At 41.5% G+C, this 12787-nt stretch carries 6 protein-coding genes; 3 read left to right on the top strand and 3 right to left on the bottom strand.

What is annotated here, in order from left to right; translation table 11 throughout:
* Positions 1 to 57 precede the first annotated feature (57 nt).
* Positions 58 to 663: a tetratricopeptide repeat protein gene (locus OSCIL6407_RS0116000; protein WP_007355771.1), complete on the top strand. Its 606-nt coding sequence runs from the start codon at positions 58 to 60 to the stop codon at positions 661 to 663.
* A 249-nt stretch (positions 664 to 912) separates the two neighbouring features.
* Here OSCIL6407_RS0116000 and OSCIL6407_RS0115995 read toward each other — a convergent pair whose 3' ends face one another.
* Both OSCIL6407_RS0115995 and OSCIL6407_RS0115990 read right to left on the bottom strand, forming a co-directional pair.
* Positions 913 to 2118 (bottom strand): hybrid sensor histidine kinase/response regulator, encoded by a 1206-nt coding sequence (locus OSCIL6407_RS0115995; protein WP_007355772.1) that lies wholly within the window; start codon positions 2116 to 2118, stop codon positions 913 to 915.
* A 49-nt stretch (positions 2119 to 2167) separates the two neighbouring features.
* Positions 2168 to 5767, bottom strand: coding sequence for a response regulator (locus tag OSCIL6407_RS0115990; RefSeq protein WP_007355773.1), 3600 nt, complete (start codon positions 5765 to 5767; stop codon positions 2168 to 2170).
* Positions 5768 to 6431: 664 nt separating this feature from the next.
* Here OSCIL6407_RS0115990 and OSCIL6407_RS0115985 point away from each other — a divergent pair.
* Positions 6432 to 11651, top strand: a complete 5220-nt coding sequence (locus OSCIL6407_RS0115985; protein ID WP_007357917.1) for a response regulator — start codon at positions 6432 to 6434, stop codon at positions 11649 to 11651.
* A gap of 142 nt (positions 11652 to 11793) precedes the next feature.
* Here OSCIL6407_RS0115985 and OSCIL6407_RS0115980 read toward each other — a convergent pair whose 3' ends face one another.
* On the bottom strand, positions 11794 to 12411 hold the full coding sequence (locus OSCIL6407_RS0115980) for an ATP-binding protein (RefSeq protein WP_019487425.1): 618 nt from the start codon (positions 12409 to 12411) through the stop codon (positions 11794 to 11796).
* On the opposite strand from OSCIL6407_RS0115980, the gene OSCIL6407_RS36500 reads away from it, so the two are divergent.
* Positions 12398 to 12538, top strand: coding sequence for a hypothetical protein (locus OSCIL6407_RS36500; protein WP_155523401.1), 141 nt, complete (start codon positions 12398 to 12400; stop codon positions 12536 to 12538). The two genes, OSCIL6407_RS0115980 and OSCIL6407_RS36500, sit on opposite strands and share 14 nt — an antisense overlap.
* Positions 12539 to 12787 lie beyond the last annotated feature (249 nt).

Here is a 12787-nt window from a genome sequence, read left to right as displayed (position 1 = left end):
AATACTATCGGTCTAAAATTCTTCTATCTGACCCCAAGACTACAAATTACAAAAACCATGAAATCTATATACAAAGCCATCACTTTTTTAGGACTTATTGCAGCTTTAAGCGGACTACCTTCTGCTGTTAAAGCTGAGCTATCGCCCATAATTACTGCTCAAAAGAGCATCGACCAATTTTTTGACCGAGGTGTAGATAAGTTACTAAAAGGCGATTACTCTGGAGCGATTGAAGACTTCACCGAAGCGATTCGCCTCAATCCTAACCAGCCTGGAATATATAGTAACCGAGGTTTAGCTCGTGCTAGCAAAGGCGATATTCAGGGAGCGATCGCTGATTACAACCAGGCAATTCGTATCAATCCCAACTATGCGATCGGCTACCTACATCGAGGTCTGGCTTACTCTGCATTAAAAAATTATCAGTATGCACTTTCCGATTACGACCAAGCCCTCCGGCTTAATCCTAATTTAGGCGAAGCTTACTACAATCGCGGTAATATTCGCCACTACCTTAAAGAAAAGGAAGCAGCACTCGCAGATTTTAAGAAAGCCGCAGAAATCTATCAGCAACAAGGCAAAACTCAGTATTATCAAGATGCAGTTGAGAAAATTCAAGAGCTAGAGCAACCTAGTAAAGTATCTCGATTGAATTGGAGCTAATTTTATTACTATGAAGAGGGAAGATGGAAGAGGGAAGAGGGAAAAGCTTACGACCTAATGGATTATGAACCAGAGGTAACACGCTTGAGTTGCCCTAAAGGACGAAAGCGGTTGCTATAATTAAAAGTTAAAAATTAAAAGTTAAAACTTAAATCTCACAATTTTTAATTTTGCATTTTTAATTTTTAATTGATTAAGTTGCTCCCTCATTTCCCCCATCTCCCCATCTCCCCATCTCCTGACTGCTAATTATTCCTCAAGCTGTTTGGGTAAAATAACCGTAAACACGCTACCCTTTTTCAGTTTACTGCTGACGGCGATTTCTCCTTTAAAAGGTTTTAAAAGTTCAAGACAAGTATAAAGTCCTAGTCCAATCCCTGTAGGAACTCCTGCTTCCCTATCTTCGTAATTTGCTAACTTTGTTGTGTAGAAAGGATCGAATATTTTTGACATATTTTCAGATGCAATTCCACAACCGGTATCTTTAACGTCTATGTAGATTCGGCGATCGTCTTGCCTAGTAATAATAGTTAGTTCTTTAACTTTTTCTCCCCACATCGCATCAATTGCATTCTCAGCCAAGCTATGAAATATCTGGGAAATATGACAATATATTAAAGGAATACTGACTATTTGCTCGTCAAATATATATTTCTTTTTAATGGTCGAGTTGAACTGAAAATCTGCTTCTAATAATTGAATCTCGCGCCGCAAAAGTTCGTTGATATTAATCGGTTTTAAATCTTGCTCTTGTTCTTTTCTGCTTTTGAGCATTAGGGTATTTACGATATCATTTATTTGGTTAACAGCAGTGTTAATATACCCGCCATACTTTAAACATACTATATCTTCAGTTTCTTGCGCTTTTGTTTCGATCAGATTAACGGTAGTTAAAATAACTTGAAGAGGATTTCTTAAATTGTGAAATAATCCTTGGGTTAACCTCCCAATGATAGCTATTTTTTCTTGTTGAACCAGTTGTTTAGTCTTTTGTTCTATAAGTTTTTCTAAGTTGTCGTTGACATCGAGAAGCTCTGCATTTTTTTCCTGAAGTTTCTTTTGTAGATTGCGGATAGTTAGATGCGTGTTAAGTCTGCTTAATACCTCTTCATACTGAAATGGCTTAGTGATGTAATCGACAGCACCTACTTGAAAACCCTGGACTTTATTGACTGTCTCAGAAAGTGCAGTCATAAAAATTACTGGAATGTCTTGGGTAGTGGGATTGGTTTTCAGCCTACGGCAAGTTTCAAAACCATCAATTCCTGGCATCATCACATCCAAGAGAATCAAAGTAGGATGAATGCGTTCAATTTGCTTAATTGCACTTTCGCCGTTAAGAGCTACTAAGACTTTAAAACCGGACTTCTTCAATAAATCGAAAAGCACATCCAGATTATTTTGATTGTCGTCTACGATGAGTATGATATTTTTTTCAATTTTTTTATCTGTCATTTTAAATTTAATTGCTGATTGAGTTTAAAGGAAAATTCAACAGGTTTAATTAATATTGTGCCAGATATCCCTGAAGGAGTTTTTGAATTTTATAGAGCTGAAATCCTTTAGCTAATTGGCGCATATGACTGGCAAAGGGTACTAATTTAGTATCTAAGTTTTCCAGCCTAGCAGCTTCCTCCAAAATTTCTTCGATATCCCCGATTTCCGCTGAGCTTAACAAAGCAGCGATTGAGTCTTTAGAAGGGGGAAGAAAGCAGGATGTTTCCGTTAATGTGGAGATAAAGGGCTCATCACTCTGTAAACTGCACGCAGTCTGAAAAGAATCCAGGGGTTCATCCTTCTTTTTTCTTTTTCCCCCTCGATCTTTGTAAATCCATTCTAATCCTAGACGTAGTTGTAATCTGTCTAAAAGCTGCTTTACTTCGATCGGTTTGATCAGAAAATTATCACTACCTCCCAATAAAAAATCGAGTTTAGTATTATCGAAAGCACTGGCACTAATCGCGAGTAAAACTATATCTTTTAGTTCTGGTAAATACCGCAATCGCCTAGTAGCTTCAAAGCCGTCCATTACGGGCATTACTAAATCCATTAAGATTACATCTGGCTTGAATTCTACAGCCTTATTCAGGCATTCTTTACCATCGGCAGCTTCAATAATCTCAAACCCTAAAGGTTCAAGAAGATTGCGTAAGATATCGCGATTTATCTGATTGTCATCCACTACTAGAACTTTGCGCTTATGGCCTAAAAAGCCAACAATCTGGGGTACTTCCTTTGTTTCAACCAGTGGGTAACTGTTTTCAACTAATGGTAATTCTAAATCCACCCAGAAAATGCTGCCTTTATTCAAGGCACTTTTAACGCCGATTTCGCCGCCCATCATCTTAACTAATTTTTGGCTGATCGATAGTCCCAGTCCCGTACCTTCAGTAGAATAAGCGCGATCGCTTACTTGGTGGAACGGTAAAAATATTTCTTCTAATTTACTTGCTTCTATACCAATGCCAGTATCTTCTACTTGAAAGCGAAGTTTGATAATTGGTAATTGGTAATTGTTAGTTGTTCGTTGTTCGTTGTTACCGATCGTTCCCAGTCCCCATTCTCCACCTTCTAAACAGCCGACTTTAAAAGTTACACCGCCGCTGTTGGTAAACTTAACTGCATTGCCTAGTAAATTAATTAGAACTTGCCGTAATCTTTTCTCGTCAGCGTAAATACTCCTGGGTAATTGCGATAATTCTTCACAAGTAAAGGCAATATTTTTTTGGCTAGCTCGCATCTGGAAAAGATCGCTAATACTTTTAATAAAGTTACGAAAATCTAACTCTGTAGGGTATAGTTCCATTTTCTCCGCTTCAATTTTGGAGAGATCTAAAATGTCATCAATTAGAGTTAGTAAATGTCCGCCGCAGTCTTGAATAGTCTGGAGATTATCCTGCTGCTGAGAAGTTAAATTGTCGTGCATTTTCAGGATTTGAGTATAGCCTAAAATGCCGTTCAAAGGCGTTCGCAACTCATGACTCATATTAGCAAGAAATTCGCTTTTGGCACGGTTGGCAGCTTCAGCGGCTTCTTTAGCTTGTTGCAGAGCTAATTCTGCTTGCTTGCGCTCGGAAATTTCGATTTGCGCTTGTTCAAAAAGTGTCGATTGTTGGATAGCAATTGCCAATTGCACGCACAACTGTCTGAGGGATTCGATTTCTGAGGAGTGCCAAACACGAGGGCCTTTGCAGTGATGGACTATTAGCAGACCCCATAATATATTTTTGATTTTTGATTGGGAGCTTTCGCCATTAACTTCAGACTCCTGACTATTTTGCAAAATTGGTACTACCAAATTAGCTTTAACTTGAAATTTGCTGAGAAAATCAAGGTAACAGTGCTTTAAACCAGCAGTATAAATATCTTCAATTGCACAAATATGACCTTCCTGGTAAAGGGAAATATAATTTTCAACAAAGCAATTGTCTTGAATATCTTTTCCGCAAATAGGCATCCAGTCCTCTCCCACTGACTCGACAGCTATTGCCCCTATCCCATCAGGATTAAAGTGATAGATTGCTACGCGGTCAGTTGACAAAAAATAACGCACTTCTTCCACAGCAGTTTTCAGCACTTCTTCCAATTTCAGAGACTGGCGAATCCGCTCGATACTTGCTCCTACTAGCCTCTCCCGCAAAAATTGCTGCTGTAATGCTTCTTCTGCTTGTTTGCGTTGAATGTGGGAACCTAGCTGAGTTGCCACAGCATTTACTAGCTCAAGTAAGCGCCGATCTTTTAGGCTTTTTGACCGCTTAAAGAAAACTAAAACAGCTAAAACTACTCTGTTAGCACAAATTGGTACGCCAAAACAAGCTTTTAACCCCATTGCTGCGGCGATGCGCGTCCGTCCTATGAAAATAGGATTCTTATAATCACAAATATTTTCTATCCATTCTGGCTCTCCAGAAGACCAAATACGGCCTGGTAGTCCGATCCCTGATGCAAAGGTGAATCTTTTGCTAAAACGCCGAAACTCTTCAAGTGATAAGTCGCTGCCATACCAACCTTCACTACAAACTAAAACTGTACCCTCTCTACCCGCAGGAATCCAAGCTTCGGCAAAATCCCATCCGATGCTGGTACAAAATAAACCGAGAATTACTGTTAAAGCATCTTGAAAATCTAGGGAGCGATTAATAGCTTGAGTTGTTGCTAGTAGCAAACGAATTTCATCTTCAGTTTGCTTTTGCTCGGTGATATCGCTGGCTGTACCTAGAAGTTGTTTGACTTGGCCTTCGGGAGTTCTGACAAATATCGCATCTCGGCTCTTCAACCAGCGCCAAGAACCGTCTTGATGTTTCATCCTATAATCAAATTCAAATATATTGCCGTTGGAGCAGTTCTTAATTTTTTGATAATATTCTTGTAGTTTGACAATATCTTCTGGGTGTATTAGATTTGAGAGCAACTTACAACCCATATTTTGAATTTCTTGGGGAGTATAACCGAGAACTTGGCGAATTTGACCATTAATATAAATATTGCGTTGCTCGATGAGGTCGTGTATGTATAATATATTTGGGCTGGCTTCGGCGATTTGCTGAGTAAATCGCTCGCTTTCCCTTAGCGCTGCTTCTGCCTGTTTCCGATCGCTGATTTCTTTTTGAAGGATTTTGTTTTGCTCTTGCAGGACTTTCTCAACTCCTAAGCGAGTCTTAATTTCTGCTTGCAGAATTTGATTTTGTTCTTTGAGCTGCTTTTGCAGCCTCTGCATTGTTAATTGATGTTCTACACGAGCTAAAACTTCTTCCGAGTGAAAAGGCTTGCTGATGTAGTCCGCTCCGCCTGCGGCAAATGCTTTTACTTTTTCAAAGACTTCACCTTTGGCGCTCAAGAAAATCACTGGAATGTCGCAGGTTTTCTCGCCTGATTTGAGTTGTTTGCAGACTTCGTAACCGTCTACAACCGGCATTACTATGTCTAGTAGAATCAAATCCGGTGGGTTTGAGTTACAAGCTCTAAGTGCCAGTTGCCCATTAATGGCGCGGCGGCATTCATACCCCCGCTTTCTCAATAATGCGGATAAAACCCGCAGGTTATCTGGTTGGTCGTCAACTATTAAAATGTATCCTAATGGGGCTTCCGATTGTTGGCTGTTCATGCTAGATATACTCTATCAAAATCGGGGTTTAGGGGAGGTCTGCATTCATAGCGTCAACTGCTGTCTTGGTGGTTGATTAAAACCCTGTGGACGGCTGGTGTTACGAATTTTTCCATAACACCTATCTCGATCGCAGTTTCCTAGTTGACCACCCGACAACTGCAATATAGTATAGTTGGCTTGCCATAACACCTAGATTCGGCAGCTTCAAGAAAAATCTTATCACAAATTAAAAAAGTTGGTGTTGATTCCAGAAACCTGTACGAGCTGTCTTTTCCGTTTAATTACGTCCTTCTACTTACCACTCCGATCTCGGTGTTACAACACATCACCCAGAGGGCGGTATTAAGTAGAAGGAAGAAGGAAGAAGGAAGAAGGAAGAAGGATTTAGTTATCTAGGAGAGAAGGAAGAAGGAAGAAAAATTTAGTTATCTAGGAGAGAAGGAAGAATGTTTATACAGTCGGCTTTTTAGCCATCCCGATCTTATGTTTAATTAGGTGGATTTACTTACTATTAGTGTTGGGTGAGTCCTGAATATGTTAAAGTTTGAACTATCGTAAAAAAATCAATAAATGATTCCAGAGTTGATTTAGCTATTATTTAACAAGCCAAAATTTAAAAATATCAAATTTTGAGATTGAGTCCAAAAGCCCAAATTAAACAATGAGCGACTATCAAACTGCGACGGCTGCAAATATTTTAGTAGTTGACGACAACGTGGATATTTTGTACTTGTTCGACAGCTTTTTGAGCGAGCGAGGTTATATCGTCAGGTCAATATCTGACAGCCGCTTGGCTGTGGCAGCGGCACGGGCTCAACGACCCGATCTAATCATACTGGATATGGTTATGCCGCCACCGGAAGGTCGAGAAATCTGTACTCAACTCAAAGCAGACGATCGCACTCGCGATATCCCAGTTATCTTTATCACCGCTAAAAGTGAAATGTTAGATCAGTTGGAAGCTTTTGCTGCTGGCGGTGCTGACTACATCACGAAACCTTTTCAGGCAGAAGAGGTGTTGGTGCGGGTGGAGAATCAACTGAAAATTTCAAGGCTGCAAAAGCAATTGACACAGCAAAATGCGTTACTTTCTCAGGAGATTCGCGATCGCCAACTCGCAGAATCTGCTCTTTCTAAACAACTTCACCGCAGTAACCTACTCAGAGAAATAACCGAGCAAATTCGCTCCCACATCGATCCAGAGCAAATCTTCAAGACTGCCGCTGCCGTTGTGGGCAAGGCTTTTAATAGCGATCGGACGCAAATTCTCTTCTACACAGAGTTGCCAACTCCCAAATTGCTGACTGCTGCGGAATATTGGACTCCCAGCTACCCTGCGATCGAATTTGTGGAGATTCCCCTTGCTGGCAATCCCCACGCCGAACAGGTATTGTCCCAAGAGCGGGCGATCGCCACCAACGACGTTACTTGCGAACCGCTGTTGCAGACAGTTCAAGCGCTGTGCGAACATTTTAACCTCAAGTCAATGCTGAGCGTCCGCACCTCTTACAAAGGCAAACCCAACGGTATTATCGGATTGCATCAATGCGATCGCTTTCGGGAATGGCAGCCAGAGGAGATTGAACTCTTAGAAGCGATCGCGGCTCAACTGGGAATCGCGATCGCTCATGCAGAATTGCTAAAACAAGAAAAACAAGCCCGCATCGAACAAAACCGCCAAAACATCCAGTTGCAACAAGAAATCCGCGATCGGCGATCGGCAGAAATCGCCCTCACGGAAAGCGAAAGCAAATATCGCGCCCTCGTCGAAGCCGCCGCCGATGCTATTTTTCTAGTAAATCCCAAAACTAACTTAATTTTCGACTGCAATCAGCGGGCAGTAGAAATGTTTGAAGCCCAAAGTAAAGAGCAATTACTTAATATTCAAGGGCATACACTTCACCGCCAAACTTATCAGCCAGAAGCCCTTACTTCTGACTTAGAAGCCATCGATATCAACGGTTTTTGCACTCTCGAACTGGAATATGTAACCAAACAAGGCAATGTTTTCTGGGGAAACTTGGTAGCCAAGCAAATTGATGTCATGGGTCAGAAAATATATCTAGTTCGGATTGCTGATATCAGCGAGCGCAAACACAGAGAAGAAGCTCTAAAATTAATTGTTGAGGGTACAGCTTCTAGCACGGGTACCGAATTTTTGCGGCGTTGCGTCCGCTATCTAGCCGAAGTTTTACAAGTCCGTTACTCTTTAATTACTGAGATTATCAGCCCTGCTAAAACCAGAGTGCAGACATTAGCATTTTGGAATGGCTGTGAATGGATTGAAAACATGGACTACGATCTGGCAGATACACCCTGCGAAAATGTGTTTCAAGGGCAAGGATGCTACTATGAAAATAGCGTGCAACAACTCTTTCCCAACGACCGAGATTTAGTTGAGTTCAATGTCGAAAGTTATTGGGGAATTCCGCTAATTAACACCGAAGGAAATGCCATCGGTCATTTAGCTGTTTTAGACATCAAGCCAATGGCTAAAGATGCAGGGATTGAGTCAATTTTGAAAATATTTGCCGCTCGTGCGGCTGCGGAACTAGAGCGAAAACAAGCAGAAGCACAAGCAGCCAAACTATTAGAACAATTGCAACAAGCTCAATCTCTTGCTCACCTTGGCAATTGGGAATTCGATATTAGCACTCAAAGAATTACTTGGTCAGATCAAATCAGGGAAATTTTCGGCCTAGCTCCACAAGATCCCACCCCAACTCTAAAGGAACACATACAACAAATTCATCTTGAAGATCGAGTACACTGGCTAGCTACAGTAGAAAGCGCGATTACTCTGGGAGAGTCCTACGAAATGGACTTTCGCATTATTAGGCTGGACAAAGAGATCCGCTACATTAATGCCAGAGGCGAAGTGTTGCAAAGTGATTCTGGTCAAGTCCTGCGGCTGTTCGGTACACTAATGGACATCACCGATCGCAAACTTCTCGAACAAGAATTAGCCTTGCGGGAGGCTCGACTCAACGCCTTTTTTACTTGCGCTCCTGTGGGAATGGCGATTGTAAATAGTCAGTGGCAATTCCTGCAAATCAACGAAGTCCTCGCAGAGATTAATGGAGTTTCTATACAAGATCACATCGGCAAAACTATCTCCGAAATTGTGCCATTACTTGCACCTATTTTAACACCGATCTATGAGCAGGTATATGCTACCGGCAAAGCGATTATCAATCTAGAAATATCGGGTGAAGTACCCAGTCAGCCAGGTGTTGTTCGCGACTGGGTGATTTCTTACTTTCCAATTTTTGAGCAGGAATCTCGACTTTCTGGGGTGGGAGCAGTCGTAGTGGAAATTACAGAGAATAAGCGAGTCGAATCAGAATTGCGATCGGCAAAAGAACGCTTGCAACATTTACTTGCTGCTAGTCCTGCGGTGATATATAGCATCAAACCTTCCCCAGATGGCAAACTTGCATTCTTGAGCGAAAATGTCACGGCGGTTGCGGGATGGAACGCGCGAGAATTTCTAGAGGATAGCAATTTTTGGGCAAGTCACCTTCACCCAGAAGATGCCAAGGGTGTCTTTGCCAGATTTTCTCTGCTGTTGTCGAAGGGGGAAGACTCTTATGAATATCGTTTTCTCCATAAAGACGGGACTTACCGCTGGGTTTACGATCGCATTCGCCTGGTGAAAGATGAAGCCGGCAATCCCATTGAGTGCGTTGGTTATTGGGTCGATATTAGCGATCGCAAACAGGCAGAGTTAGCATTACAGGAGAGTGCTCAGCGGGAGAAAGCGATCGCTAAAATCATTCAAAAAATACGGCAGACATTAGATTTTGACACTATATTCAACGCCGTAGCCGTTGAGCTGCGGCAACTAATTAAATGCGATCGCACCGCCATCTTCCGCTTCAACCCTGACTGGAGCGGAAATTTTGTCGCCGAGTCTGTGGCTCCCGGCTGGATTTCTCTACTTCGGGAACAAAACGGCGAACCCCATCTCAAAGATGGTTATTTCGATCGCGAAAATTGGCCGTTCAAAATCTTGCTTAGCAATTCTGAAAACATAGCCGATCCTTATTTGCAAGAAAACAATGGCGGAGCGAATTTTTACAAAGTTAATTTCCTAGTAATAGAAGATATTTATACCGCAGAGTTTACACCTTGTCATGTCAACCTTTTAGAGCAATTTCAAGCCAGAGCATACATAATTGTTCCCATTTTTTGCGGTCAAAATCTTTGGGGATTACTGGCAAGCTATCAAAATTCAGGCCCCCGAATTTGGAGCGAAACAGAAATTAATACTGTAATTCAAATTGGAACTCAATTAGGAGTAGTCTTGCAGCAAGCAGAACTGCTAGCGCAGACCCAAAAGCAGTCAGTGGCATTGCAACAAGCTGCCATCGCCGCCGACACCGCCAACCGCGCCAAAAGCGAATTTCTAGCAGCCATGAGCCACGAATTGAGAACTCCCTTAAATGCGATTTTGGGATTTACTCAAGTTATGAGTCGAGATCCTACACTCAACCAACAGCAACAAGAAAATTTAGGCATTATCAATCGTGCTGGCGAACACCTACTGAATTTAATCAACGACATTCTGGAAATGTCTAAAATTGAAGCCGGGCAAGCAGAGCTAAATCTGAGCAACTTTGACTTAATTGGCTTGCTTTTCAGTTTAGAAGAAATGCTCAGATTAAAAGCCGAATCTAAGGGTTTACACTTAATCTTTGACATTGCTCCCGACGTTCCCCAATACGTACAAGCAGATGAAGGTAAATTACGACAAATCTTGATCAACATCTTGGGAAATGCCGTAAAATTTACAGAAAAAGGTAGTGTTACCTTGCGAGTAAGGAACAAAGAAATTGCAACTAATGCCAGCATTTCCGATCGATTAGAGTTGACAGATCGGGTAGAAAGTATAAATTATCCTTCATCCTTGCTCCCTATTACTTCTTCCTTATGCCTTCAGTTTGAAGTTAAAGACACGGGCCCTGGCATTTCCCCAGAAGAAATCAACCAACTATTTGAAGCTTTCACCCAAACAGAAACAGGTAGGAAATCTCAACAAGGAAGTGGATTAGGTTTACCTATCAGCCAGAAATTTGTGCAACTAATGGGAGGAGATATCGCTGTTAGGAGTATTCTCAAATGGGGAACAGCATTTACATTTGATATCCCAGTTATAATGGTAGAAGCGAGAGACATTCAAACTTCTCAACCCCAGCAAAAAGTCATTGGTTTAGCGCCAAACCAGCCTAATTATCGGATTTTAGTAGTTGAAGATCGTTATGAAAATCGCCTACTATTAGTTGCTTTAATCAGAGCCATTGGTTTCGAGGTGTGCGAAGCAGAAAATGGTCGAGAAGCTATTGAGTTATGGTCGAATTGGGAGCCGCATTTGATCTGGATGGATATGAGAATGCCCGTGATGGACGGCTACGAAGCTACCAAATACATTAAAGATAAAGAGCATTTAAGAGGTCAGAAAACAGTAATTATTGGGATTACAGCCAGCGCTTTTGAAGAGGAGCGTTCTCAGGTTTTGTCCGCAGGTTGTGACGATTTTGTTCGCAAGCCTTTCCGAGATGAAGCTATCTTAGAAATGATGGCAAAACACCTGGAAGTGAGCTATCTCTATCAAGAGCATCCAGAATCGAACGATATGCTTTTGTCAGGACAACTTATTTCAGAAATTGGAGAAGTTTTGACGATGGAAGCGATGGCATTAATGCCGAAAAATTGGACAGCAGAACTACAACAAGCGGCTACGGAACTCGATGAAAAGCAGATTTTTATCTTGTTAAATCAAGTTAGAGAGGAATACCCACAGATTATTAGCGCTCTCGAACATTTAGTAAATAATTTTCGTTTTGATTTAATCGTAGATTTAATTCAGGAGAATCAGTAGAAGTAAAAAAATCCCCTCCCAAAAAAAATTATTTCTTATTCCTTCTCCTTTGAGGAGAGGGTAGGGAGAGGTGGAGAGGGGACTGGGGATTAGGTCTTTTTCCAAAATGGGATGGTTTTGGCAATTTTTAAACCTGACAATTTTAATTTTCTACCGTGCTCGGCACCAGCAGCTCGCCGATTAAACCTTCAGATTCAAAGCAACTTATTTGCTCTCTTTCCCTAATTTCTCTCACCCTAGCCTCCAAATCAAAAGGCTGTCCACAATCCCAAATTCTGATTTCTAACCGTCCCTTAAATACCCAGATTTCCAGTTTGATAGGAGTTTCCAAAGGCATACCCCGATGAGCATGACGTACCGCATTAGTAAAACCTTCTGCTAAAGCTAGCTGGCACTTCCACCAAACTAATTTAGGAATTGGTAATTTACCTAACTGATCGTACCACTGCAAAACTTCATTTAAAGCACTCAGCTCAGTCTTGACTTGGAGGCGAATTTTTTTTATAAGTAAGTCGCCACCCAGTTCGCTATTCTCTTTGTCTTTTAAGGGGTTCCAGGGGTAGAGAAACTCAATCAACCGCTCTAAAATATTCCCTTTTTCGATATTTGGGGGCGAAGAAATTATTTCTTCATAAGTTTTTGTAATCATCAAACAATTTCGACTAGCCGCAGTGCGCGTATAACTTAGCTCATCTGCTAGCTGCCACATGAGTTTTATGCCCCTTCCCCCTTCTGCGAGTTCATTTATGTTAAACGACATCTTTAAATCTCCTTATGTTATGGTGTTGGCTGGATTAAAACTCACGTTTCCATCGGAGGCTTCTTTTTTTACAAATCTTTATAAATCTCAGGGCTTGGTAGGTCGTGCCGATCGCTTGCTAAGTTAGCAAAATTTTATGAACTTAGCCTTTAATCCCTGAGTATTTCTACTGTTTCGAGGAAACGAATCGCACCCTATATTTATACACTATCATTGGCGATCGCGATCGTCGTGTTTTAGGAGCAATCGACCCGAACAAAGCAACATTTTCAGAGCACAGACTATTATACTGCTGGCATAGTCCAATGGGCTAGGGGACAATAGCACTGAGGAATCACCCCCATCAGCCCCCTAACCATAGCAGGAGGATCGAACC

Origin of the sequence: Kamptonema formosum PCC 6407, from assembly GCF_000332155.1 — a bacterium.
Lineage (GTDB): Bacteria > Cyanobacteriota > Cyanobacteriia > Cyanobacteriales > Microcoleaceae > Kamptonema > Kamptonema formosum.
Note: the sequence above shows the minus strand (reverse complement) of the source record. Positions and strands in the feature narration are given on the sequence as shown.